This is a genomic window from Mesorhizobium sp. CNPSo 4671 (genome assembly GCF_057784245.1).
This window is the reverse complement of sequence record NZ_JBWLUW010000019.1, coordinates 16496-39979: the sequence shown is the minus strand read 5'-3', so window position 1 is coordinate 39979 and position 23484 is coordinate 16496. Positions and strand designations below refer to the sequence as shown.

Annotated in this window: 21 protein-coding genes; 10 read left to right on the top strand and 11 right to left on the bottom strand. The window is 61.6% G+C overall.

Annotation, left to right across the window (positions count from 1 at the left end; all coding sequences use genetic code 11):
• Nucleotides 1-598 precede the first annotated feature (598 nt).
• Both glnA and AC04SF_RS33045 read right to left on the bottom strand, forming a co-directional pair.
• Nucleotides 599-2008 (bottom strand): type I glutamate--ammonia ligase, encoded by a 1410-nt coding sequence (gene glnA / locus AC04SF_RS33050; protein WP_096445705.1) that lies wholly within the window; start codon nucleotides 2006-2008, stop codon nucleotides 599-601.
• A 61-nt stretch (nucleotides 2009-2069) separates the two neighbouring features.
• Nucleotides 2070-2408, bottom strand: coding sequence for a P-II family nitrogen regulator (locus AC04SF_RS33045; protein WP_006205430.1), 339 nt, complete (start codon nucleotides 2406-2408; stop codon nucleotides 2070-2072).
• Nucleotides 2409-2764: 356 nt separating this feature from the next.
• Here AC04SF_RS33045 and AC04SF_RS33040 point away from each other — a divergent pair, with 356 nt between their 5' ends.
• The gene (locus AC04SF_RS33040; RefSeq protein WP_488481205.1) at nucleotides 2765-4303 is read left to right on the top strand and encodes an NAD(P)H-hydrate dehydratase; all 1539 of its coding nucleotides are present in this window, start codon (nucleotides 2765-2767) and stop codon (nucleotides 4301-4303) included.
• Complete coding sequence (locus AC04SF_RS33035) at nucleotides 4300-6300, top strand: hypothetical protein (RefSeq protein WP_488481204.1); 2001 nt, start codon at nucleotides 4300-4302, stop codon at nucleotides 6298-6300. Before AC04SF_RS33040 ends, AC04SF_RS33035 begins: the two co-directional genes overlap by 4 nt.
• Before the next feature lie 40 nt (nucleotides 6301-6340).
• Here the strand turns inward: AC04SF_RS33035 and AC04SF_RS33030 are convergent, their stop codons facing one another.
• Entirely contained in the window at nucleotides 6341-7873 is a 1533-nt protein-coding gene (locus tag AC04SF_RS33030) for an acyl-CoA carboxylase subunit beta (protein WP_032930196.1), read from the bottom strand.
• A gap of 388 nt (nucleotides 7874-8261) precedes the next feature.
• Here AC04SF_RS33030 and AC04SF_RS33025 point away from each other — a divergent pair, with 388 nt between their 5' ends.
• On the top strand, nucleotides 8262-9683 hold the full coding sequence (locus AC04SF_RS33025) for a DEAD/DEAH box helicase (protein ID WP_488481203.1): 1422 nt from the start codon (nucleotides 8262-8264) through the stop codon (nucleotides 9681-9683).
• A 108-nt stretch (nucleotides 9684-9791) separates the two neighbouring features.
• Here AC04SF_RS33025 and AC04SF_RS33020 read toward each other — a convergent pair whose 3' ends face one another.
• Together AC04SF_RS33020 and AC04SF_RS33015 are read right to left on the bottom strand one after the other, a co-directional pair.
• On the bottom strand, nucleotides 9792-10766 hold the full coding sequence (locus AC04SF_RS33020; protein ID WP_488481202.1) for an alpha/beta hydrolase: 975 nt from the start codon (nucleotides 10764-10766) through the stop codon (nucleotides 9792-9794).
• A 93-nt stretch (nucleotides 10767-10859) separates the two neighbouring features.
• Nucleotides 10860-11681 carry an SDR family oxidoreductase gene (locus AC04SF_RS33015; protein ID WP_488481201.1) on the bottom strand — a complete coding sequence of 274 codons (822 nt, stop codon included), beginning with the start codon at nucleotides 11679-11681 and terminating at the stop codon, nucleotides 10860-10862.
• A gap of 214 nt (nucleotides 11682-11895) precedes the next feature.
• Between AC04SF_RS33015 and AC04SF_RS33010 the strand changes: the two genes are divergently transcribed.
• Both AC04SF_RS33010 and AC04SF_RS33005 read left to right on the top strand, forming a co-directional pair.
• On the top strand, nucleotides 11896-12930 hold the full coding sequence (locus AC04SF_RS33010) for a cysteine synthase A (RefSeq protein WP_488481200.1): 1035 nt from the start codon (nucleotides 11896-11898) through the stop codon (nucleotides 12928-12930).
• The gene (locus AC04SF_RS33005) at nucleotides 12930-13673 is read left to right on the top strand and encodes an alanyl-tRNA editing protein (RefSeq protein ID WP_488481199.1); all 744 of its coding nucleotides are present in this window, start codon (nucleotides 12930-12932) and stop codon (nucleotides 13671-13673) included. Before AC04SF_RS33010 ends, AC04SF_RS33005 begins: the two co-directional genes overlap by 1 nt.
• Before the next feature lie 51 nt (nucleotides 13674-13724).
• Here AC04SF_RS33005 and AC04SF_RS33000 read toward each other — a convergent pair whose 3' ends face one another.
• Both AC04SF_RS33000 and AC04SF_RS32995 read right to left on the bottom strand, forming a co-directional pair.
• Nucleotides 13725-14582: an alpha/beta fold hydrolase gene (locus AC04SF_RS33000; protein WP_488481198.1), complete on the bottom strand. Its 858-nt coding sequence runs from the start codon at nucleotides 14580-14582 to the stop codon at nucleotides 13725-13727.
• A gap of 51 nt (nucleotides 14583-14633) precedes the next feature.
• Nucleotides 14634-15578 carry an Lpg1974 family pore-forming outer membrane protein gene (locus tag AC04SF_RS32995; RefSeq protein WP_488481197.1) on the bottom strand — a complete coding sequence of 315 codons (945 nt, stop codon included), beginning with the start codon at nucleotides 15576-15578 and terminating at the stop codon, nucleotides 14634-14636.
• Nucleotides 15579-15795: 217 nt separating this feature from the next.
• Between AC04SF_RS32995 and AC04SF_RS32990 the strand changes: the two genes are divergently transcribed.
• Nucleotides 15796-16998: a cytochrome P450 gene (locus AC04SF_RS32990; RefSeq protein WP_488481196.1), complete on the top strand. Its 1203-nt coding sequence runs from the start codon at nucleotides 15796-15798 to the stop codon at nucleotides 16996-16998.
• A 10-nt stretch (nucleotides 16999-17008) separates the two neighbouring features.
• Here AC04SF_RS32990 and AC04SF_RS32985 read toward each other — a convergent pair whose 3' ends face one another.
• The 3 genes from AC04SF_RS32985 to AC04SF_RS32975 are packed head-to-tail and all read right to left on the bottom strand — an operon-like array spanning nucleotide 17009 to nucleotide 19130.
• The gene (locus AC04SF_RS32985; RefSeq protein ID WP_488481195.1) at nucleotides 17009-17836 is read right to left on the bottom strand and encodes a Stf0 family sulfotransferase; all 828 of its coding nucleotides are present in this window, start codon (nucleotides 17834-17836) and stop codon (nucleotides 17009-17011) included.
• Nucleotides 17833-18699 (bottom strand): alpha/beta hydrolase, encoded by an 867-nt coding sequence (locus AC04SF_RS32980; RefSeq protein WP_488481194.1) that lies wholly within the window; start codon nucleotides 18697-18699, stop codon nucleotides 17833-17835. Before AC04SF_RS32980 ends, AC04SF_RS32985 begins: the two co-directional genes overlap by 4 nt.
• Nucleotides 18699-19130: a hypothetical protein gene (locus AC04SF_RS32975; RefSeq protein ID WP_488481193.1), complete on the bottom strand. Its 432-nt coding sequence runs from the start codon at nucleotides 19128-19130 to the stop codon at nucleotides 18699-18701. Before AC04SF_RS32975 ends, AC04SF_RS32980 begins: the two co-directional genes overlap by 1 nt.
• 194 nt (nucleotides 19131-19324) lie before the next feature.
• Between AC04SF_RS32975 and sseA the strand changes: the two genes are divergently transcribed.
• The 4 genes from sseA (at nucleotide 19325) to AC04SF_RS32955 (ending at nucleotide 22071) form a co-directional block, all read left to right on the top strand.
• Nucleotides 19325-20191: a 3-mercaptopyruvate sulfurtransferase gene (gene sseA / locus AC04SF_RS32970; protein ID WP_488481192.1), complete on the top strand. Its 867-nt coding sequence runs from the start codon at nucleotides 19325-19327 to the stop codon at nucleotides 20189-20191.
• A gap of 5 nt (nucleotides 20192-20196) precedes the next feature.
• Nucleotides 20197-20760 (top strand): GNAT family N-acetyltransferase, encoded by a 564-nt coding sequence (locus tag AC04SF_RS32965; protein ID WP_096457276.1) that lies wholly within the window; start codon nucleotides 20197-20199, stop codon nucleotides 20758-20760.
• 99 nt (nucleotides 20761-20859) lie between these two features.
• Nucleotides 20860-21417: an OmpA family protein gene (locus AC04SF_RS32960; protein WP_202350409.1), complete on the top strand. Its 558-nt coding sequence runs from the start codon at nucleotides 20860-20862 to the stop codon at nucleotides 21415-21417.
• A gap of 186 nt (nucleotides 21418-21603) precedes the next feature.
• Nucleotides 21604-22071 (top strand): DUF1203 domain-containing protein, encoded by a 468-nt coding sequence (locus AC04SF_RS32955; protein WP_488481191.1) that lies wholly within the window; start codon nucleotides 21604-21606, stop codon nucleotides 22069-22071.
• A 223-nt stretch (nucleotides 22072-22294) separates the two neighbouring features.
• Here AC04SF_RS32955 and ald read toward each other — a convergent pair whose 3' ends face one another.
• Nucleotides 22295-23410 (bottom strand): alanine dehydrogenase, encoded by a 1116-nt coding sequence (gene ald, locus AC04SF_RS32950; RefSeq protein ID WP_010909316.1) that lies wholly within the window; start codon nucleotides 23408-23410, stop codon nucleotides 22295-22297.
• Nucleotides 23411-23484 lie beyond the last annotated feature (74 nt).

Here is a 23484-nt window from a genome sequence, read left to right as displayed (position 1 = left end):
GGAGCGAATACCCCCAAAAAAAGTCAGGCTGAAAAGGATCGAACAAATTCACCGGACGGGGAGGCTTTTGACGGACACCCGTCGGCGCCACTAGTGTCGTGCGTTTCCGAGTTCGTCGAAAAAGCCCGTAAAACGGCCTGTTTCAGCTCATCCGTACACCAATGATCCTGTCTATAAGCCTCTGTTCATACATCGAAATTGGCGATTCATGCCTTCGTCCGGCGGCGTTGACAGATCACGCTGCGGCATGCGTATTCACCGCATGGGGTTACGCCAAAGCGATGCTGTTCGAACGGGGCGGGGTTTCTTGAACGACGGCATTGGCGGGGGCGCCGGACGAGCGGGCATTGCAGCCTGAGGCAGTGTACCGCTCGCTCCTGGCGTTTTGTTGCGCTGGAAATGACTGGTCGTTAGCCTTCATTTGGATCTTCTGCCGGGGCACTGGTCCAGGCAAGTCCGACCATCAAACAATCATTAAAAACCAAAAGAGCTCGCCACGCTGTTGGCTGGCCACGCGGTTCATCGCGGAGCGTCGAGACAACAAAAAGCCCTTGAAGGGAAAAACCTTCAAGGGCTTTTCGACTATCCCAACGGAATCTTAGACTGAGTAGTACATGTCGTATTCGACCGGATGCGGGGTCATTTCGAAGCGCATCACTTCGGCCATCTTCAGCTCGATATAGCTGTCGATCTGGTCGTCGTCGAAGACCCCGCCGGCCTTCAGGAAGCCGCGGTCCTTGTCGAGGCTCTGCAGGGCTTCACGCAGTGAGCCGCAGACGGTCGGAATCTTCTTCAGCTCCTTCGGCGGCAGGTCGTAGAGGTCCTTATCCATCGGCTGGCCGGGATGGATCTTGTTTTTGATGCCGTCGAGGCCGGCCATCAGCATGGCGGCGAAGGCGAGGTAGGGGTTCGCGCCCGGATCGGGGAAGCGGACCTCGACGCGCTTGGCCTTCGGAGACGAGCCGAACGGAATGCGGCAGGAGGCCGAGCGGTTGCGCGCCGAATAGGCGAGCAGCACCGGCGCTTCGTAGCCGGGCACCAGACGCTTGTAGGAGTTGGTCAGCGGGTTGGTGAAGGCGTTGATCGCCTTGGCGTGCTTGATGATGCCGCCGATGTAGAAAAGGCAGGTTTCCGACAGGCCGGCATATTCATTGCCGGCGAAGGTCGGCTTGCCGCCCTTCCAGATCGACTGGTGGACGTGCATGCCCGAGCCGTTGTCGCCGAAGATCGGCTTCGGCATGAAGGTGGCCGTCTTGCCGTAGGCGTTGGCGACCTGGTGCACGACATACTTGTAGATCAGCATCTTGTCGGCGTTGCGGACCAGCGTGTCGAACTTGATGCCGAGTTCATGCTGGGCGGCGGCGACCTCGTGGTGATGCTTTTCGACGCGCACGCCCATTTCGGCGAGCACGGTCAGCATCTCGGAGCGCATGTCCTGCGCGCTGTCGATCGGCGGCACCGGGAAATAGCCGCCCTTGACGCGCGGACGGTGGCCGAGATTGCCGGTCTCGTAGTCGGTGTCGTCGTTGGACGGCAGTTCGGTGGAGTCCAGCTTGAACCCGGTGTTGTAGGGATCGGCCTTGTACTTGACGTCGTCGAACACGAAGAACTCGGCTTCCGGGCCGACATAGATGGTGTCGCCGATGCCTTCGGCCTTCATATAGGCCTCGGCCTTCTTGGCCGTGCCGCGCGGGTCGCGGTTGTAGGATTCGCCCGAAACCGGATCAAGGATGTCGCACAGGATGACCATGGTCGACTGGGCGAAGAACGGGTCCATATGGACGGTGTCCGGATCGGGCATCAGCACCATGTCGGACTCGTTGATGGCCTTCCAGCCGGCAATCGAGGAGCCGTCGAACATGACGCCATCGGCAAACATGTCTTCCTCGACCTCGACGACATCCATCGTTACGTGCTGCAGCTTGCCCTTCGGGTCGGTGAAGCGCAGGTCGACGAATTTCACGTCGTTGTCCTTGATCTGCTTCATGATGTCTTTGGCTGTCGTCATGTCATGTATCCCTGTTTGATGACGTTTTTTGATGGATGACGTTTCTTGGAGGATGGTCGCGTCAGACGGCGTCCATTCCGGTTTCGCCGGTGCGGATGCGCACGACTTCCTCGATATTGGAGACGAAGATCTTGCCGTCGCCGATACGGCCGGTCTGGGCCGCCTTGCGGATGGCCTCGATCGCGCCTTCGACCGCATCGTCGCCGAGGACAACCTCGATCTTCACCTTGGGCAGGAAATCGACGACATATTCGGCGCCACGGTAGAGTTCGGTATGGCCCTTCTGGCGGCCGAAGCCCTTGGCCTCGGTCACGGTGATGCCTTGCAGTCCGGCCTCCTGAAGCGCTTCCTTCACTTCGTCCAGCTTGAATGGCTTGATGATCGCTTCGATCTTTTTCATGTAAAAAGTGGCCTCCACTGCCAAAAAAACGGGTTGTGAGCCCCCGCTTGCGCTTCCATCAAGCACGAACTGTGCCAGATAGCTGGATTCGAAGCGGTTTCATACGATTTCCAAGTCACGTCGCGCCGAGGTGCAAATTCGCGTCATTCGATACATCGGATGCGGCATGAACTGCTGAAGCCTACACAGTGCCAGCACTTGCGTCCGCATAATAATTGGGCAGATCGCCCACTGAATGTGCATCTTCGCGCGTTGATACCCTCCTGGCGACATGGCCGCAGCTGATGATGAACTCCTCTTCGTTTGCTTCGGCCCGAAAACTGGACAATGCTTGATCGAATGCGGATGGGCAATCCATGAGCGATGAAGTTCTTACCTCCGCCGAAATGGGCGAGGCAGACCGGCTGGCGATTGCCGCCGGCCCGATCGATGGTATCGGCCTGATGCGCCGCGCCGGCGAAGCGGTCGCGGCCGAGATTCTCAGGCATTATCCCTCAGCGACACATGTCCACGTGCTGTGTGGTCCCGGCAACAATGGCGGCGACGGCTATGTCGTCGCCCGCATCCTGGCCGGCAACGGCGTCGCCACCACGGTCTGGGCGTCCGGTGCGCCGAGGCCGCAAAGCGACGCGGCACTCGCCGCGGCGGAGTGCCCGATCGCGCCCCGGCCGCTGTCCGGCTTTGTAGCCGAGCCCGGCTCGATCGTGGTCGATGCGCTTTACGGGGCCGGGCTGACCAAGCCACTGTCCGGCGATGCCGCCAGGGCGGTCGGCATCGCCACAGATAGGCGTTTGCCAGTTGTCGCGGTTGATCTGCCCTCGGGCGTTTCCGGCGACAGCGGCAAAGTATTGGGCGTGGCATTTACCGCTACCACCACAGTGACCTTTGCGCGCAAGAAGCCCGGCCATCTGCTGCTGCCGGGCCGGGAGCGATGCGGCGAGATCGTGCTGGCCGATATCGGCATCGGCGACGACATCATTGTACAGCTCCAGCCCAGGGCGTTCGAGAACAGGCCGGCGCATTGGCTGCGCGATTTTCCGATTCCGGCAGTCGACGCGCACAAATACAAGCGCGGCCATGTCGGCGTCTTTTCCGGCGGGCCGAGCGCCACCGGTGCGGCGCGGCTGTCGGCGCTTGCCGCGGCCCGAAGCGGGGCAGGGGCGGTGACCGTGCTGTCGCCCGGCAACGCCATGCAGGTCAATGCCGCCCATCTGACCTCGATCATGCTGCGCAAGACGGATGACGTGTCAGACATCAGGGAGTTTGTCGGCGAGCGCCGGCCTTCGGCCTTCGTTCTTGGCCCCGGCTTTGGCGTCGGGGAGAGAACGCGGACCTTTGGACTTGCGCTCCTCGCCTCCGGCCAACCGCAGGGTGCTTCCGCACAGGTCGATGGCCTCGTGTTCGACGCCGACGCGATCACCGCGTTTCGCGAGGCGCCGGAAATCTTGTTCGAGGCGGCGCGCCGGCCGGATGCGCCGGCCCTGGTGATGACGCCGCACGATGGTGAGTTCGCCAGGCTCTTTCCTGATATCGCCGGCGACAATGTCCCGTCCAAGCTCGACAAGGCGCGTGCGGCGGCCACCCGTGCCAATGCCGTTGTCGTCTACAAAGGCGCCGACACGGTGATCGCGGCTCCCGATGGCCGGGCGGCGATCAATACCAATGGCGCGGCCTGGCTTGCCACTGCCGGATCAGGAGACGTGCTGTCAGGCATCACCGCCGGGCTGCTGGCGCAAGCCATGCCGGCGTTCGAAGCAGCGTGTGCGGCGGTGTGGATCCATGCCGAGACCGGCAGCCGTTTCGGTCCGGGCCTGATCGCCGAGGATCTGCCGCTGGCGCTGGTGCCTGTGCTGCGCGAACTGGTCGAGGCACGACAGAAAATGCCCATCGGATGAAGCGTTTCGCGCTCGCCGTTGCGACCGTCATCGCGCTGTTCGCATCGCATGGCGTGCGCGCCGAGCAGCCGGTGACCATCGTCGACGATCCGGCAGTCCTCGCCGCCCTCGATGCCAAGGGTTTTGGCTTCGCCGGCATTTTCGGCGCCGATGGCGCCGGCGATCTGAAGACGCTCTATGACAAGGAGCCGGCCTATCATGCGATCGTCGATACGGTGGCATCAGACGTCGCCACGTTGCGGGCCGAGATGAAGGCCGGCGGGCGCACGCTGTACGAGGTGACGGACGGCAATGTCGGGCGCATCATGGACATGCGCTGGCTGAAGACGGAAGCGGCACGCTTCCGTCTGGTCGGCGTCGTCAATCGGCTCGACCGGCGCGATTTCGCTGCCTTGGAAGGCGACAAGAGCTGCGGCGAGGTGCGTTTCATCTATCGCCTGGCCTATAGTTTCAAGAAGGACGGCAAGCTCCTGGCCTCGCGGCTGCCGTTCAACTTCAACGCGGTCTACCGTACGGCGCCGGATGCCGATGGCGGCTGTGTCGGCGTTGCCGGGCGCTGGACACCGCAACTCGATGAGGGCGTCGATGCCGGCTGGCTGGCCGGCGGACCGCTGGAGCGGGCCGCGCTGACCTTCAAGCAACTCGAACTCAATGCGCAAGTGGTGCGCTTTCCTTCCGGCCAGGAGACTGAATTCGGCGGACAGGCCGCATACCTCATGCGGATATTCGGCATCGAAGGTGCCGCGGTCATCGAGAAGCCGCTCGAGAACACGCCGGACATTGGGCGACTTTCGATAGACGCGGCGTTGAAGAAAAAGCTCGCCGACTATGTCAGTGCCAATGTCGCGTCGGTCGATCTCGGCGTCTACGAACTCCCCGACGAATTCCTGGCAAAAAAGATCATCTCGTGGTCGACCTTCGGCAGTGCACGGCAGGCCAACCATCCGTTTACGCAAATATTCCAACCCAAGGAACTCGGATCGCTCGATTATTCCTCGATGAAGCTGGTGCGCACGCCGCAGGCGCTGGTCGAGCGGTTGGACAATGGCGCTTGTCAGGGCTGCCATCAGGCGGGTTCCACGGCCGGCTTCCACTTCATCGGCCTCGACGACAAAACGACGTCGCCACTCAACCGCATCGAAGTCGGCATCTCGCCGCATCTCCATGCCGAGATTCCCCGGCGCCAGGCCTGGCTGCGCGCAACGCAACAAGGCAAGGAGCCGAACCGCTACCGGCCGCTGTCCTTCGCACCGCCAGCCACCTGGACCGATACCGGCGACGTCGACTACGCGCCGGCGGAAATGGCGATGCCGTGCCTGATGCCGGAGGACGCCAAGCGTTTCGGCGCGACTTGGGCATGCGGCGGCGGCACGGTCTGCACGCCGCTGGCAACCGCGTCAGGCGTGCGCACCACTCTGGCGCAATGTCTGTTGCCCAAGGACGGCCCAAAAATGTTCTCCGGCCATCCCTGCCGGACAGGGTCGATTGCCAGCAACCAGTCGCAGCCCTTCAACGATCGCTACAAGATCACTGGGCAGTTCGCAGCCTTCGCGCCGGGGATTTCGCGGACCGCCTATACCTGCCGGCCACCGAAGATCGGCGTGCCGGCCGGCATCGCTTACCGCGCCTGTGACGACAAGGACCGCAGCTTTGCCGCCTTCAAGAAGGGCAAGCCGATGCCGAATGAAATCTGCGGGCTGGTCGGCGGCAAGAAATTCGACACTTGCGTGGCGACCAACAATTTCGACCAGTGCCTCGGCGGCGCGGTCAATCGCGGCAACCGGCCGGCCTGCTCGGCCGATCATTTCTGCCGCGAGGACTATATGTGCCAGTCGCTGCCGTCGGACACGCCGGGTGCCGCTAAAGTGAAAGGCATCGGCTTCTGCTCGCCGACCTATTTCATCTTCCAGATGCGTATCGACAACCACGCAACACCCTGGGCGAGCGCGACCAGCGTGCCCAGGGACGCGGGGTTCGGCGCGGCCGAGGAGGAGTGAGTGTTCGACGGCTGCCGCTGGCAGACGCCCATCGGTCGCTTCACAACGGGATGTTGTCGTGCTTCTTCCAGGGGTTCTGCATATCCTTGTTGCGCAGCATTCTGAGCGCGCGCGCAATACGGCGGCGGGTCGAGTGCGGCATGATCACCTCATCGACATAACCGCGTTCGGCGGCGACGAAGGGCGACAGGAAGCGATCCTCGTAGGTCTTTGTATGGGCTGCGATCTTTTCGGCGTCACCAATGTCCTTGCGGTAGATGATCTCGACCGCGCCTCTGGCGCCCATGACCGCGATCTGCGCCGTCGGCCAGGCATAATTCATGTCGCCGCGCAGATGTTTCGACGCCATCACGTCATAGGCGCCGCCATAGGCTTTGCGGGTGATGACGGTGATCTTCGGCACGGTCGCTTCGGCATAGGCGAAAAGCAGCTTGGCGCCATGCTTGATCAGCCCGCCATATTCCTGCGCGGTGCCGGGCAGGAAGCCCGGCACATCGACGAAGGTGACGATCGGGATCGAGAAACAATCGCAAAAACGCACGAAGCGCGCCGCCTTGCGGCTGGCATCGGAATCGAGCACGCCGGCCAGCACCATCGGCTGGTTGGCGACGAAGCCGACCGTGCGGCCTTCGACGCGTCCGAAGCCGGTGACGATGTTCTTGGCGAAGCTCTGCTGGATTTCGAAGAAGTCACCTTCATCGGCAACCTTCAGGATGAGCTCCTTGATGTCGTAGGGCTTGTTGGCGTTGTCGGGGATCAGCCGGTCGAGCGACAAATCATGGTCGGTGACCGACTGGTAGCATTCGATCTCGGGAATGTCAGATGTGTTCGACGCAGGCAGCAGATCGACCAGCCGGCGCATCTGCAAAAGCGCCTCGACGTCATTGTCATAAGCGCCGTCGGCGATCGAGGATTTCGTCGTGTGCACCGAGGCGCCACCGAGGCTTTCTGCGGTCACCGTCTCGTTGGTGACAGTCTTCACCACATCCGGGCCGGTGACGAACATGTAGGAGGTGTCGCGCACCATGAAGATGAAGTCGGTCATGGCGGGCGAATAGACGTCGCCGCCGGCGCACGGGCCCATGATCACCGAAATCTGCGGAATGACGCCGGAGGCAAGCACGTTGCGCTGGAAGATCTCGGCATAGCCGCCAAGGGCGGCCACGCCCTCCTGGATGCGCGCGCCACCGGCATCATAGAGCCCGATGATCGGCGCGCGGTTGCGCAGCGCCATCTCCTGCACCTTGATGACCTTTTCGGCATGGGCTTCCGACAGCGACCCGCCGAACACAGTGAAATCCTTGGCGAAAAGGTAGACCGGGCGACCGTTGACCGTGCCCCAGCCGGTGACGACACCGTCGCCGGCGATCTTCGTCTTCTCCATGCCGAAATCGGTCGAGCGATGCTCGACATACATGTCGAATTCCTCGAACGAACCCTCGTCGAGAAACACCTCGATGCGCTCTCGCGCCGTGAGCTTGCCCTTCTTGTGCTGGGCATCGATGCGCGCCTGCCCGCCACCCATGCGGGCGATCTCACGCCGGCGCTCGAGTTCCTTCAGCACGTCCTTCATCGCTCGGTCCCCAGTGGAAGCTGCTTTGTGGTAATGATGCCCGCCAGGGAGCGCAAGCGTTGGCTTTTGACCGGTTTTTGCTGCACTGCAACATGACACCTCTTGCATTCCGAGGCGAACTCAGCCATATGCAGCCCATAGGCGCTTGGGCCGGGAGATTCCGGCCTTCTCGACAAATGAGACTGGTTGCGTCTGTTTTCCCTCTTTCCGGCAAATCGGTAAGGCGGCGAAAAAGCCCCGTGGCATGACGCCTGCGGGCACGACAGCGCAGCCGAGTGGACGATACCGTCCGCCCGCCTTGTCGTTCCATATCAAATTTTTCGACGGCAGGTTGCGCCCTGCCGCCATTGATGTTTGCGGCCATAGAGCCGCGTGAAAGAAGATTATTTTGACCAACGAAAACACATTGCCCGGCAGCGACACCGCGGAACTCACCGGTTTCGCAGCGCTGGGGATTACGGGTGCGCTGCTCAAGGCCACCCACAACGCCGGCTTCACCGAGCCGAAGCCGATCCAGATGCAGGCCATCCCGCCGCAGCTGGAAGGCCGTGACATTTTCGGCATCGCGCAGACGGGCTCCGGCAAGACCGCGGCCTTTGCGCTACCGATCCTGTCGAAGATCATCGCGCTCGGCACCAAGCGCCGTGCCAAGACGGCCCGTGCGCTCATCCTGGCGCCGACGCGCGAACTTGCCGTGCAGATCGAAGACACCATCAAGATCCTCGCAAAAGGCCAGCATGTCTCCACCGCACTGGTGCTGGGCGGCGTCTCGCGCTTCAGCCAGGTGAAGAAGGTTGCTCCTGGCGTCGACATCCTGATTGCCACGCCCGGCCGTTTGACCGACCTGGTGCGCGAGGGCGACCTCATCCTCTCCGACACCAAATGGCTGGTTCTGGACGAGGGCGACCGCATGCTCGACATGGGCTTCATCAACGACGTCAAGCGCATCGCCAAGGCGACCGCGCCCGACCGCCAGACGGCGCTGTTCTCGGCCACCATGCCGGACGAGATCGCCGAACTGGCCAAGGGCCTCTTGAAGAACCCCGTCCGCATCGAAGTCTCGCCGCAAAGCACTGCGGCGGCAGAGATCGTGCAGGGTGTCGTCTTCGCCCGCACCAAGCAGAAGCGTCAGGTTCTGTCGACCATGCTCGCCGATGAAGCGATGAAGTCCGTCATCATCTTTTCGCGCACCAAGCATGGCGCCGACCGGGTGACCAAGGACCTCGAACGCGATGGTTTCAAGGCCGCCGTCATCCATGGCAACAAGTCGCAGAACGCCCGTCAGAAGGCGCTCAACGATTTCCGTGAGGGATCGGTGCGCATTCTCGTCGCGACCGATATCGCGGCGCGCGGCATCGACGTCCCCGGCATCAGCCATGTCGTGAATTTCGACCTGCCGGACGAGGCTGAAAGCTATGTCCACCGCATCGGCCGCACCGGCCGCAACGGCATGGACGGCATCGCGATCACGCTTTGCGATCCTTCTGAGAACAGCAAGCTGCGCCAGGTCGAGCGCATCATCCGCACCAAGCTGCCGATCGTTGCCGACCATCTCGGCAGCCCCGATCCGCAGCGCAATCCGGCTGAAAAGAACGAGCGCTTCGAGCCGGCCAATGATCGCAACGACCGCAATGGCCGTCGCGACGGCAGGCGGCCGGGCGGCGAGAACAAGGGCAACGGCTTTGGCAAGAAGCGCTTCGGCGACAAGCCGGCCTTCGCCGGTGAGCGCAAGCCGGAAGGCGCCAAGCCTTTCAAGGGCAACAACAAACGCCGCTTCGGCGGCAAGCGTCCGGCGGCGCGCGCTGCCTAAACGAAGCGTCGTGACGATTGGCCAAGCCTTGGCGCCTGGCTGGTTGCCTGACCGATAGAGAAAGGGCGGTTGAAGCGATGCTTCAGCCGCCCTTTTTGTCTCCGAACCTTACTTCGCGACCGCCTCGACCCAGACGGCAATCCGTTGCGCCAGGAAGGCCGTGGTCGACGGCGACAGCGCGTCGCCTGCGATGACGTGATTGTCGGGATCGCCAGTGCTTTCGATCGGGACCAGCTCATGCGCGCCACCCCAGCGCCCGGCGATCTCACGCGTGCGGTCCGGCCGCACCACGTTGTCCATATCCGAGAAGATGAACAAAGCCGGGATATCAGCCTTCTCCACCGGCGCGCCATAGGCAAGTTCCGTCAGCGCCTGCATCGGCAGCGTCGCGGCGACCGGATATTTGGTGGTCCAGAATTTCTCGTGCAGCGCGTTGCGCGCCACGAAACTGCGTTCCTTGCCGATCACCAGTTCGGCAATCTGCTTGCCCCACGGCATGGTCAGGAGCTCGGCTCCGGATGCCTTGACGCCGAAATTGGGCGAGATGAACGCAATCGCCGCCACCCCATCCGATGCACCGGGCTGTGTTGCCGCCCATGCCGCCAGCGAGCCGCCGGTCGAGGTCGAGATGACGACCACCTTGTCGCCGATCGCCCGGCCGATGGCGAGCGCTTCCTCATAGTCGTTGATCCAGGCATTGATGCTGCCTTGCGCCATAGCCGCGCCGTCCTGCCCGTGACCGGTGAGGCGGGTGTAGAAGAGGTTGGCGTCGAGTTGGTCGGCCACGTCGTCGGGCAACGGGCGGACCTCGCCCTTTGAAGCCGAGAAACCGTGGATATAGACGATCGACAGCGGCGTCTTGGCATGCACCATCGGGTTGGCCCAGACGATCTCCTTCTCCAGCCCGTCGCGGATACCGGGCACGGCGGCTTCCACCTTTGCCACATAGGCCTGCGGATCGTCACCGATGACGGAAGGATCGAAGCGGATCGTGGTGTCTGCGGGAACGCGTGGGCCGAAGACGAAAGCCAGAGCAAGAACGGCGATCAGGCCCAGCACAACAAGCACGATCCGTCGCCCCATTGCAGACTCCACGCAACAACAACAAACCTATGGTGGTGGCCATGACCAGGCAACGGCCGTCCGGGTAACCACACCACCAATCCTGTGGGCATCCTATTTGTTGGGCGGCTTGCGCTCGTAATGCAGCGGCCTTGCCTTCCAGCTGGTCGTCAAGATGATCACCCACCGGGTGATCGGCCTGGGCAACAAAGCGAGAAACTTCAGCGGCCAGCTCGTGCGGTATGGAAAGGTGACTTCGAAGCCACCGGACTTAATTGCCTTCACCATGCGGCGCGTCGCCCGGCTGACCGGCATCAGGCCCGGCATCGGCAGCATGTTCTTTTCGGTCAGCGGCGTGTCGACAAAACCGGGGTTTATCACCTGGACGCGGATGTTCATCTTGTCGAAGTCATATTTCAGCGACTCGGCCAAGATGTTGATCGCCGCCTTGGTGCCGCCATAGGCGGCCGTGGTCGGCCAGCCGAAATAGGCGGTGACCGATCCGACGAGCACGACATGGCCGCGCGATCGCACGCGCATATGCTCCACAACCGGCACCAGCCCGTTGATGATGCCGAAATAGTTGACCTCGAAGGACTTGCGAAAGTCGCTGACGACGAGAGCCTCCCCCGGCGTCGAAATGTAGTTCCCCGCATTGAAGACCGCGAGCACGATCGGGCCGAGCTCCTTCTCGATCGCGGCGACCGTTCTTGCCATGCGCGGTTCGTCGGTGACATCGCAGGGAAAAGCCTTGACGCTGCCCGGCATCTGCGCGGTCTCGACGATGAGCGTGTCAATCGGATCGTCGTCTAGTGCCGTTACCGCCACCGCATAGCCCTGGGATGCCAGATCCCTGGCCAGCGAGCGGCCAATGCCGCTCGAGCCGCCCGTGACCCAGGCGACGCCGTGTTTCGGATCGGCCCGATAGAGTGTCATGCTGCGCCCTGCCGAGTTTGTTGGTGCCTTGCTCTAGCGGTCAGGAAATCGAATGAAAAGAGTGCTTTTCGCCCGCAGACACAAATGAACTGTGCGATATCGAGCCCGGTCTAGATCGCAGTGCCTGAAATGCGACTGGACCAGACGAATTCTTGCCTTGAAACCGAAGCTTCGGGTTTCTAGGGTTTCGGCGCACGCACACAAGGAATCCCGAATGCCCCGTTCTGTGATCGACGTGATCGGCAACACGCCTCTGATCCGCCTCAACAAAGCTTCCGAAGAAACCGGCTGCGAGATCCTGGGCAAGGCCGAATTCATGAATCCGGGGCAATCGGTCAAGGATCGCGCCGGCCTGTTCATCATCCGGGACGCCGAACAGCGCGGCCTGTTGAAGCCGGGCGGTGTCATCGTCGAGGGGACGGCCGGCAACACCGGCATCGGCCTGACGCTGGTCGCCAAGGCGCTGGGTTATCGCACGGTCATCGTCATTCCCGATACGCAGAGCCAGGAAAAGAAGGACACCATCCGGTTACTCGGTGCCGAGCTGATCGAGGTGCCGGCGGTGCCTTACAAGAATCCTAACAACTACGTGAAACTGTCGGGACGGCTGGCCGAACAGATGGCCAGGAGCGAGCCGAATGGTGCCATCTGGGCCAACCAGTTCGACAATGTCGCCAACCGAGATGGACATATCCGCACCACGGCAGAGGAAATCTGGGCTCAGACCGGTGGCAAGGTCGACGGTTTCGTCTCGTCGGTCGGTTCCGGCGGCACGCTGGCCGGCGTTGCTTTCGGGCTGAAAGCCAGGAGCAAGGATGTGAAGATTGCGCTCGCTGATCCACTGGGCGCCGCGCTCTACAGTTTCTACACCAGTGGCGAGCTCAAATCCGAGGGCAGTTCGATCACCGAAGGCATCGGGCAGGGGCGCATCACCGCCAATCTCGAAGGATTCACGCCGGACTTCTCCTTCCAGATCAAGGACGAGGACGCGCTGCCGATCGTCTTCGACCTGATCCAGGAAGAGGGCCTGTGCGTCGGCGGCTCGACCGGCATCAACATTGCCGGCGCCATCCGTCTGGCCAGGGAACTGGGTCCTGGCCACACCATCGTGACCATCCTTTGCGACTACGGCACGCGCTACCAGTCGAAGCTGTTCAACCCGGAATTCCTGCGCGAGAAGAACCTGCCTGTACCGGGCTGGATGGAGCTGCAGAGCAAGATTTCGGTGCCGTTCGAAAAGGTTACGTGATGGCGCACAAGACGGAAGCGCTATTTCGGGACGATGCCTATCTCAGCACGGCGGACGCGACGGTCGTTGCCGTCAATGATCGCGGCGGCATCATTTTCGATCGGACGATCTTCTACGCCACCTCGGGCGGCCAGCCAGGCGATACCGGCTATCTCGAACGCGCCGATGGCAGCCGCATCGCAATTGCGGCCACCATCACGGGTGAGACCAAGGACGAGATCATCCATGTGCCGACGCCGGAGCAGGCGGCACTGGCGGTAGGCGAGAAGATCAAACTCGCGATCGACTGGGAGCGCCGGCATCTGCTGATGCGCATGCACGCGGCCTGCCACCTGCTTACAGTCGTTTGCCCATTTCCGATCACGGGTGCGGCGGTTTCCGAGGATGACAGCCGCGTCGATTTCGACATTCCGGACGCCAGCTTCTCGAAGGAAGAGGTGACCGCGCGCCTGATGGATCTGGTGCGCTCCGATCATCCGATTTTCACCAGGCTGATCAGCGATGAGGAACTCGCCGCGAATCCCGGCCTGGTGAAGTCGAAGAACGTCCGGCCGCCGGTCGGCACTGGCAAGATCCGCCTTGTCTGCATCGGTGACAACGCTTCGGTGGACAGCCAGCCCTGTGGCGGCACGCATGTCAAAAGCACTGGCGAAATCGGTGAAATCCACATCGGCAAGATCGAGAAGAAGGGCCGCGAAAACCGGCGCTTCCGGATCCGCTTCGGCCCGATGCCGGCGGCCTGAGGTCAGACGGTGGTCGGCCTGCTGCAATTCTTCACGCGGCCGTGAGACACCTTACGCAAGGTGTCGGAAACTGGAAGGCGGTCTCTCCACCCAGGCTTCGATCTGCTCGGTGACGAACTTCGCTGCCTGATGGTGGATGAAATGACCGGCGCCGGGCAGAGCTATCAGCGCGGTCACATTGTCGACCTCGCGGAACGTGCCATCGAAAGCGCTGACGGGAACATAGGGATCGTCGGTGCCAAACAGGACCAGGGTCGGTGCCTTGACGAGTGGCAATTGTCCCAGACTTGGCACCTTGCCGAGCGGAATGTTGGCTCTGTAATAGCCAAGCATTGCTTCCGGACTGGATCGCCGCAGCGAGTCCGTCAGCGCCTGCCTATCCTGCGGATCGGCGACCCAGGTAGCAAGGTCGTCGATGTTCAGCATCTGGGCTGCGCCGGGTACCTGGAAGCTGCGTATGTAGGCGATCATCTCGGCATTGGCCGGATCGGCAATGGCGTTGAGATGATTGCGCGGATGCGGCGTCGACAGCAGGACGAGATGGCGCACGACCTGCGGCGCGCGTATGGCCAGCCACCATGCAACGATGCCACCCCAGTCGTGGCCGACAATGGCGGCCTGGGTCAGCTTTTCCGCGGCCAGAACGGCCAGCACGTCGTTGATCAGGTTTGCCAGCACATAGTTGCCGTAGCCCTGCGGCGCATCGCTTTGCCCATAGCCCCGCAGGTCGGGCGCAATCACGCGGTAGCGGCCGCAAAGTGCTTCCAACTGCCGGCGCCAACCCATGCCGTGATCCGGAAAGCCGTGCAGAAACACAATCGGCGGGCCAGAGCCCGCCGCCGTGTAGTGCAGTTTGACGTTGCCGTTTACGGCAAACTTCGATTCAAACGCCACTTCCAGTTCAGTCAATTGCAATCCATTCGACGCCGCGGTCCGAGCTCGGCAGCCCGAACCGCTAGGTTACATCTTGACTTCAAGGCGCAGGAACGGCCCGTTGAACGTCTGGGTGCTCTTATCGGAGAGCTGGAGAAGATTGTGCCACTGCTCGACCCGATAGCCAGCAGTGAACGTGGTGTTGTCCCATGGCTTGAAAGTCACGCCACCGGAAAGGTCGACATTGGTCACCACTTCGCTGGAATGCTGGCTTTCGCTTGCATTGATGGTCTGATCGATCGGATCAGGCGGGATAGCGCCCGGATCGTGCTGCGTCGCGCTCAGGCTAATCTTGTTCGTGCGCCGGCCCCACATGGCCGAACCGGAAACCGCGCCAGTCAGACCCCATGTCTCACCCAAGGGATAATAGACTTCTGCGCCGAGGCGAGGACCGATGCCGTAAAATTCGGACGAGCCGAGCTTGTCGGCGCTGCCGGACTTGTCCGCCGGATTATCCCGGGTAATGCCTTCGTGCAGGCTGATTTCCTCCTTGGAGTGCAGCAGCCGCAAGCCGCCGAAGAAGCGGATGTCGGCGCTTTGTGCCTGGACGTGCTTGCCGATATCGAAGTCCAACGTCTGAAAATTGTAGCTGTTTCCAAACGAAAGATTGACGTTGCCGGGGTCGCTGCCCGTTATCGGTATGTCAAAACTGGTGTCATTATCCTGCCCTGCATGAAAGGACCCGGCGAGGCGCCAGTCGACATCCGGAGAAATCGCTTTGGTCAGCGCGACCGATCCATAGAGATCGCCAAAGCCGTTGTTGCTGCCTAGTTTGTCCGTGGTGTCACCAAGCTTGTCGACGTTGGACTGATAGACCGCGCCTTCGAAGGCAATCTTGATGCGGGAATCGACCACTGCTGGATCAATTGTCTGCGCATCGGCGGCATGGGCCGCAACCACACCAACAGATGTCACCGAAGCAGCCGACGCTGCAACAGTAGCAAGAAGCTTGCTTGAAACGTGATTTCGCATTTTTCCCCGCCTGGAAACAAATCAATAGTTATTAGCCCACTCGCACATTACCGCAGCGGTACCCCGCGAGATAGCTGTTATAATAATTTGCTCGGCAGTGTTACGCGTTTGCCACAGATGGCTTTTTCTCCCCGAGAATCAAATAAGATAGCCGTGGGTTTTGTAGGCGAATGTTAGCGCGACGCCTGTGGCGTTCGAGACTGCCGGGGGAGCATTGATGGACAATCAGGCGCAGATCGAAAGCGTTCTCAACAACCTCGTATATGCACTTTTTGCCCAAAGCGGGCAGATGGAAACGAATGGAAGGGCTGGCAGTCTCGGCAACCTGATTGTCTTCGACAACCCGGAAGCCGTTGACACCATCGTCAAGGCGCCGGAACTCTTCCGCAAGAATTTCTCCCTGATCTCGGCTCTCGGTTTCAGCCGCTTCAACACCAATGGCGAGGATTGGTCGGTTCGGCGCGCCATCACCCAGGATACCTACCTGGCGGCAGCCAGGCCGGCGCAGCAGCACCCGATGGCAGAGCTCTACGCCGCCGGTCTTGCCGGGAGTGACGCAACGCTGCCCTCCATCCAGCAAGCTCTGTTCGCGGCGTCGATGACGATATTTTACCGGGCTTTCGGTCTTGTTCCCGATATGGCAGCGACGCTCTTGCTGCTCGACAGGGTCCGCGACGTGCTGAGGCGCCTCCAATATTATTCCTGGGTATCGCCGACGAGCGCCGAGCGCACGAATGTCATCCAGGATGCCCGCGCGGTTGTTGCCGATTTCACATCGCTGCTGATGGCGGACTCCCGGGCGGCCGCTGAGATGGACCGCTTCAGGGATCTGGCCTCCGACCTGGAGGACTTCTCACCGGTGGAGGAGTTCGTCATGAATTTCTTCGCTGGCGTCGAGACGACGGTGACCACCGCTCTTTGGGTGATCGATCGGCTGGGTGCCAACCTGCAGGTGCAGGAGCGTATCCATGCGGAGGTTCTCTCGGGCGAGGCACAAACGCCGTACACCGATTGCATGATCAACGAGACGATGCGCTATTTCCCGCCGATACCGTTCCTGACCCGGGAAGTCGGCGCCGATACGGTTCTCGACGGCCAGAAACTCTATGCCGGGCAACTGATCATGGTATCGATCGTTGGCGTGCACCAGAATCCAGCCTTCTGGTCAAACCCGCGTGTCTTCGACGCCAGCCGCAGGGAATTCCTCGAGAACAGCTTTGATCGACGGGCCTTTATTCCCTTCCTTACCGGACCGCGCATGTGTGGTGGCGCGCGCCTCGGCCGGCTGGAAGTCAGGGAGGCGGTCCTCGCCATTGTGCGGCAGTTCGCTTTCAGCCGGGCCGACGATGTGATCCGGTTCGACTATGCGTTGGCCTTGCGCCCGGCGCAGGGGTCTTCGGTCAGTGTTTTGAGGCGATGATGCGCCGGCGTTAGGCGTGGTCCTGCCAGAACCGCCTGACGTAGTCCCCAAACTGACGTTTCATCATGGTCTTGAGCTCGACATCATGCGCATAGCGCATGCTTGTCGATATGGTTTTTGATTTCAATTCGAAGTCTGGGAACCAGTTGCCCATCGTGGCGGAAGCGCTTTCCTGCTGGTTTGCGATAAAGTCCTCATAGCAGACCTCCGCCACCCTGCGCCGATCAAGGGCGTTTAGGTAATTTTTCCACCTGATCTCGCTATCGAGAATATACTGGGCGGTATCCCTGACAACCCTCTCGGTCAAAGTTGTTACTGTGGGAATTCCAGGCAGTGTCTCCTGACTGTCGAACGGCTGGCCCGTATGCAGCATCGAGAGCAGGCTTATGGTCTGATCGACCTTGTTTCTCCTGGAGAGGAAGACATAGAACGAGTTGCCGTTGTCATCGCCGATTGAACTGCGCGCGAATGGCAGGTTTTCAAAGAAGATCTTGGCGGCGAATACACCGTTCTCCGTCCTTTTCGCCAGAAGATGGCGACCATAGGCCGGCGCCTGCTGATTGAGTTTTTCAAGGTCCATGGTGTCGTCAGCCGACCACCGTCTCATCAGCGGCAAGGCGTACTGCCACTGAAAATACTCCGTCGGCATTCCCAGGCCGAACTGCCGCAAGACCTGACAATAGGAATGCCCCGCCGTTCGCGGTGTCGTGCAGATGAGGATTTTGGCAGGGTTTTCGGTGGAGCTCTGGCGATCATGGGTCGCGGTGACATATTCGCTGTACAAATCGTCGAAATGCATTTCCGAAACCAACCCCACCACGACACGCCAGTTTTTCAAGCGGCAGACAGAAATCCCAGGATGAGCAGAGCCTGGTCCAGTGTCATCAGCGATGGCGGATCGCCCGCATCGATGTTGTCCACAAGCCACAGATCAGGCCGTGCCAGCCGCGTACGCTCGATGGCCCGCCGGTCGATGACTTGGCTATCGCGACCGTATAGCAGCAGGATGCGGGCGTCGATCTTGGCGGCGATTGGGAAGAGATCGTATTCGCGGCCGGCGAGGGCGCCGAAATTTCCCGTCGTGGCCGGGTCGTAGGCGAGCCGGAAGCCATCGGGACCGGCGGTGATCCGGTTCTCGACATAGCGGTTGAACACCGAGTCCTCGACCGGGCCTATGGCCGCTCTGGTGGCGCTTAGATAGTCCCTGGCCGCCGTGCGGGTGTCGAACGCAAGCGTACTTTCCCTGAGGACTTCGTGTCTCATCGCGTCAACCTTCGGTCCGCCGAGCATGGGGACGTCGTTGAGAATGATTCTAGCGGCCTTGGAGCGGGTCATCTGCAGAAACAGCAGCAAGATCGAGCCGCCCCACGAAGTGCCGATGAAATGGTTCTCCGTGCCAGCGAACTCGCCGAGCGCGCGCAGGCATTTGGAGTAGACATTGATGTCGTATCCCGACCCCAGATAGGCACTGCGCCCGCGCCCCAGCAAATCGGGGCAGATAACCAGGAAGCCATTGCGGCACAGGAAGGTGGCGAGATAGTCGAAGTCGGCACCATTGCCGGTGAAGCCGTGCAGGCAGAACACCGTCGCGCGCGGCGTGCCGGCCGGTCGCCAGATGCGCACGAACATCGCGGCATAGCGGTCATCCAGCCGGATGAGGATTTCTTGCGTCAGCGCCTCGGCGAAGCCGGCCGGATCCATCAGGCGTTGCGCTTGCGGACGGCACGCTTGACCGAGCCGCGGTTGTCGATGAAGTCGCGCTTCCAGAATACCGATTTGTCCAGGTTGATGCGCTTGGCTTCCTTGATCATCGGCAGAATGTGGGACGAAGACCGCGCCGCCAGCACCGTCACCGCGGTGGCGTCGCCGCCGGGGAAGGGGTTGAGCGGCCCACCATTCGTCGCCCAGGCTTCGGCTATTTCGCGGCTGGTCTGGATCCAGCCAACGTAAGCGACGATGGCGTCGTCGATCGAGCCGATCATATGGGTCTGCTGATCCAGCTGATAGCGCAGCGTCTTCACCATCAGGCCGAATTCGTAGCCGTCAAAAGGCGGATAATGCGCGATGAAGTTGCAAACGAGTCCCAGCGAAACTGGATTGCTGGGAATACGGGAAAACAGAAGATTGCTCATGCCGAGATTATTGACCCCGCCCACCCCAGATCATAACGATCAATCCGTACTCGCCACGAAACACGAAAACAATCGGAATCAACGGACCGCAGCGGCCGGTCGCGTCGCGTATCCAAAGCGAATGTCGCGTGCTCGAACGCATCCAAATTGCCAAGCTAAACAAAGTTTTGCCGAACATGAGCAGGAGAACGAGAATGGCCGAGGACAGCCCTTTCACAGTCGACGCGGATTGGCTGCAGGCGCGCCTCGGTCAGCCGGGCCTGACCGTTGTCGACGCTTCCTGGTACCTGCCTGCGCAAAAGCGCGACGCGCGCGCCGAATATAATGCGGCCCACATTCCAAGCGCCCGCTTCCTGGATCAGGACGCGGTTTCTGATCCCGACGCTGCTTTGCCGCACACGCTGCCTTCGCCTCAGCATTTCGCGCAATATGTTGGTTCGATGGGCGTTTCCGCCGACGACACCATTGTCGTCTATGACGGTCCCGGCTTTTTCTCGGCACCCCGAGCCTGGTGGATGTTCCGCATCATGGGCGTTTTCCAGACCTATATTCTGGACGGCGGTTTCGACGCCTGGAAGGTGGCCGGCCGGCCGGTGACGGCCGAGCCGACGAAGATCGCGCCGAGCGTGTTCCATGCCGATTTCGACGCCGGCCGCGTCGCCAGCCTCGCCGACATGCGCCGGATCGTCGAGACCAGCGCAAGCCAGATTGCCGATGCCCGTGGACCCGGCCGCTTCACCGGTGCCGAGCCCGAGCCCCGCGCGGGTATCCGCTCCGGTCATATGCCGGGCGCGCGCAATGTGCCGTACTCAGCACTGTCGGAAAACGGCATGCTGTTGTCGAAGGACCGTTTGCGCAAAGTGATCGAGGACGCCGGCATTGACCTGTCGAAGCCCGTCGTCACATCCTGCGGCTCTGGTGTTACGGCTGCGGTGGTTACGCTGGCGCTGGAGACGCTTGGCCATACCGACAACAGGCTTTATGACGGCTCATGGACCGAGTGGGGCGGGCTCTCCGACACGCCTGTCGTGACCGGCCCCGCCAAGACCGGCAAGGAATGAACGCGATGGAAAACGGTGTGCTGCAGGACATTGAAGTCACGGTGACTTTTCTTGAAATGCATGCCCCTCCTGCCATCTCGCCGCCAGTGCCCTACAACCGCCAGGTCGCGCTGCTGAAGACCAAGGATATTCCCTTGCATTTCTATCGCTATTTGATGGACCGGGTCGGGCGCAAATGGCACTGGGTTAATGTTCTCAGGCTGGACGATGACGAGCTTGCGGCCGGCATCCACCGTGAGGACCGCGACATCAGGGTGCTTTATCTCGACGGCGCGCCGGCCGGCTTCTTCGATCTCAAGCCGCATCTGCCTGATGAGGTCGAGCTTGCCTATTTCGGCATGATGGAACACGCCACCGGGCAAGGCATTGGCCGCTGGTTCCTGGGCTCGGCGATTTCAGCCGCCTGGTCGCATGGGCCGAAACGGGTGACGGTGCAAACCTGCACGCTTGACCATCCGGCGGCTCTGCCGCTCTACCAGAAACTCGGTTTCAGGCCGGTCGCGCAGAAGAAAGAGGTCGTGCATCCGCTGCCTTTCGCCGAGCGCTCGGCCAGCGTCATGCGGCCGTGAGATCAGCCGGAACCTGAACCGTTCGTTCATCGCTGCTTCAGCCTGCCTTTGGCATGTTGCCCGCATCATCAATGCGGCAGAGGCCGAAGGAGAAAAGACATGCTGACACGCCGTACCCTTGCCGCCGCGCTGATCGCCGCGATTGCCATGCCGAGCCTTGCCGCCGCCCAGGCGACGACGCCCTCGGCCGCGACGATCGAGCGCAAGCTCGAGGCGGCGCCCCGGGTGAAGCTGCGGCCGAACGAGCGCGTCACCATCCGCGAATTCAAACGCCGGCCCGATTTGCGCCGCATGGCGCGCTCGATCGACATCCAGTCGATCAATTTTGCCTTCGGCTCGGCCGCCATCTCCAATTCGCAATACGACAAGATCGAAAACATCGCCGACGCGCTGCAACGCATCCTGCGCCGCGATCCCGGTGCCCGCGTGCTGATCGAAGGGCACACCGATGCCGTCGGCTCCTTCCAGTCGAACCAGATACTGTCCGAACAGCGCGCTGCTTCGCTGAAACGCACGTTGGTGCGCGAATTTGGCGTGCCCGGCTATGCCTTGGAAACCGTGGGCTACGGCGAGGAGTTCCTGCTCGTGCCGACGCAGAACGAAAACTGGCAGAACCGCAGGGTCACATTGCGGCGCTTTGACGATTTCATCCGGTGATCCGGAGCTCTGCCAACTTTAGTTAGCCGGTTTAGATTGTTGGCATGGCGCCATCACTGGTGCTTTTGATCTATGCGAGGGACTGATCACGAACATCGGGTCGGTCCCTCGATTCTTGGCAGGAATCGGGTGGGAAGCATCGGCTCGAGTAGATAATTTCCGGCCGACAACACCGGAGATTTCACGATGACCATTCAGTTCAAGGCGCTACCCACCGACCATGTCAGGGCACTGCAGGGCGGTGGTCCCGATTCATACGGCCAGACGCCCGAACGCAGGATTTCAGACGGTGACGGCATGCCTTGCCGGCATTGCCTGAATAACATCGCTGCTGGCGATGCTTATCTCATCCTTGCCTACCGCCCCTTTCCGGAGCTTCAGCCCTATGCTGAAACCGGCCCGATCTTCCTGCACGCCGAGCAGTGCGAGCGTGCGGCCGCGACCGAAGAACTTCCCGAGATTCTCGAAAGCCCGGACTACATCGTGCGCGGCTATGGCAAGGACGACCGCATCGTCTACGGCAGTGGCGGTGTCATCCCGACCGAGGCAATCATTGCGCGGGCCGAGACGCTGTTCGAACGCGACGACATTGCCTACGTGCATGTCCGCTCGGCGCGCAACAACTGCTACCAGTGCCGGATTGAACGGGCCTGAACCACGAGGATTGCGGTCGGGAAAGCTGTCGTACTCCCGTCGCATAGATGCGATAGAAAGTGACTGTCGATCGATTGGCCGACCGCGGATGAACCGGCGGCAATCTCGATATCGAGGAAGCGGGGCTTTGGCTCCGCTTTTTTGTTGTCTGCGTTTACCAGGCAAGAAAAAACCCGCCGGCACGGGCCGGCGGGCTGATAGGAGGAAACTCTTGTAGTTCAGCTTATGCAGCCAGAACAGCTTTCGGCTCGACCAGTTCGTAGCCGAGCGCTTCGGCCACCGCGCGATTCGTGATCTTGCCCTTGTGGACATTGAGCCCGTTGCGCAAATGATGGTCGTCGACCAGCGCCTTCAGGCCCTTGTCGGCGAGTTGCAGACCATAGTGCAGCGTTGCGTTGTTGAGGGCATGGGCCGAGGTGACCGGCACCGCGCCGGGCATGTTGGCGACGCAATAGTGGATGACGCCGTCGACCTCGTAGGTCGGCTCGGCGTGAGTCGTCGCATGCGAGGTCTCGAAGCAGCCGCCCTGGTCGATGGCGACGTCGACCAGCACCGAGCCCTTCTTCATGCCCGACAGCATTTCGCGGGTGACGAGCTTGGGTGCCGCAGCGCCCGGGATCAGCACGGCGCCGACGACGATGTCGGCCGAGAAGCATTCTTCCTCAAGCGCCTCGACGGTGGAGTAGCGGGTGTGCACGCGGCCGGCGAAGAGGTCGTCGAGCTGGCGAAGGCGCGGGATCGAACGGTCGATGATGGTGACGTCGGCGCCAAGGCCGGCGGCCATGCGGGCGGCATGCAGGCCAACGACGCCGCCGCCGAGCACGGTGACTTTGCCGGGCAGCACGCCGGGCACGCCGCCGAGCAGCACGCCACGGCCGCCATTGGCCTTCTGCAGCGCCGTAGCGCCGGCCTGGATCGACAGGCGACCGGCGACTTCCGACATCGGTGCGAGCAGCGGCAGGCCGCCACGGTCGTCGGTGACGGTCTCGTAGGCGATCGCGGTCACGCCGGATGCAAGCAGGCCCTTGGTCTGCTCCGGATCCGGAGCCAGGTGGAGATAGGTGTACAGAATCTGGCCGTCGCGCAGCTGCACCCACTCATTGGGCTGTGGCTCCTTGACCTTGACGATCATGTCCGACTTGGCGAACACATCGGCGGCGGTCTTGGCAATAGTGGCGCCGGCGGCGCGATAGGCGTTGTCATCGGCGCCGATGCCGGCGCCGGCTCCGGCCTCGACCAGCACTTCGTGGCCGTGCGCCACATATTCGCGCACCGAGCCTGGCGTGAGGCCGACGCGATATTCGTGGTTCTTGATTTCCTTGGGGCAACCGACGCGCATTGTCTTCTCCTGATCCGGGCCCTTTTTGGGCTCACTCCCTGTATTGTCGGAGTGAACCACGAATCGGCGTGCAA

What these genes read in the sequence shown, in the direction of transcription:
- AC04SF_RS33030 (WP_032930196.1), bottom strand. Translation starts at nt 7,873, where the DNA reads ATGAAGGACGTGCTGAAGGAACTCGAGCGCCGGCGTGAGATCGCCCGC.
- AC04SF_RS33040 (WP_488481205.1), top strand. Translation starts at nt 2,765, where the DNA reads ATGAGCGATGAAGTTCTTACCTCCGCCGAAATGGGCGAGGCAGACCGG.
- AC04SF_RS32955 (WP_488481191.1), top strand. Translation starts at nt 21,604, where the DNA reads ATGACCATTCAGTTCAAGGCGCTACCCACCGACCATGTCAGGGCACTG.
- AC04SF_RS33045 (WP_006205430.1), bottom strand. Translation starts at nt 2,408, where the DNA reads ATGAAAAAGATCGAAGCGATCATCAAGCCATTCAAGCTGGACGAAGTG.
- AC04SF_RS33005 (WP_488481199.1), top strand. Translation starts at nt 12,930, where the DNA reads ATGGCGCACAAGACGGAAGCGCTATTTCGGGACGATGCCTATCTCAGC.
- glnA (WP_096445705.1), bottom strand. Translation starts at nt 2,008, where the DNA reads ATGACGACAGCCAAAGACATCATGAAGCAGATCAAGGACAACGACGTG.
- ald (WP_010909316.1), bottom strand. Translation starts at nt 23,410, where the DNA reads ATGCGCGTCGGTTGCCCCAAGGAAATCAAGAACCACGAATATCGCGTC.
- AC04SF_RS32990 (WP_488481196.1), top strand. Translation starts at nt 15,796, where the DNA reads ATGGACAATCAGGCGCAGATCGAAAGCGTTCTCAACAACCTCGTATAT.
- AC04SF_RS33020 (WP_488481202.1), bottom strand. Translation starts at nt 10,766, where the DNA reads ATGGGGCGACGGATCGTGCTTGTTGTGCTGGGCCTGATCGCCGTTCTT.
- AC04SF_RS33010 (WP_488481200.1), top strand. Translation starts at nt 11,896, where the DNA reads ATGCCCCGTTCTGTGATCGACGTGATCGGCAACACGCCTCTGATCCGC.
- AC04SF_RS32975 (WP_488481193.1), bottom strand. Translation starts at nt 19,130, where the DNA reads ATGAGCAATCTTCTGTTTTCCCGTATTCCCAGCAATCCAGTTTCGCTG.
- AC04SF_RS32965 (WP_096457276.1), top strand. Translation starts at nt 20,197, where the DNA reads ATGGAAAACGGTGTGCTGCAGGACATTGAAGTCACGGTGACTTTTCTT.
- AC04SF_RS32980 (WP_488481194.1), bottom strand. Translation starts at nt 18,699, where the DNA reads ATGGATCCGGCCGGCTTCGCCGAGGCGCTGACGCAAGAAATCCTCATC.
- AC04SF_RS32995 (WP_488481197.1), bottom strand. Translation starts at nt 15,578, where the DNA reads ATGCGAAATCACGTTTCAAGCAAGCTTCTTGCTACTGTTGCAGCGTCG.
- AC04SF_RS33035 (WP_488481204.1), top strand. Translation starts at nt 4,300, where the DNA reads ATGAAGCGTTTCGCGCTCGCCGTTGCGACCGTCATCGCGCTGTTCGCA.
- AC04SF_RS33015 (WP_488481201.1), bottom strand. Translation starts at nt 11,681, where the DNA reads ATGACACTCTATCGGGCCGATCCGAAACACGGCGTCGCCTGGGTCACG.
- AC04SF_RS32960 (WP_202350409.1), top strand. Translation starts at nt 20,860, where the DNA reads ATGCTGACACGCCGTACCCTTGCCGCCGCGCTGATCGCCGCGATTGCC.
- sseA (WP_488481192.1), top strand. Translation starts at nt 19,325, where the DNA reads ATGGCCGAGGACAGCCCTTTCACAGTCGACGCGGATTGGCTGCAGGCG.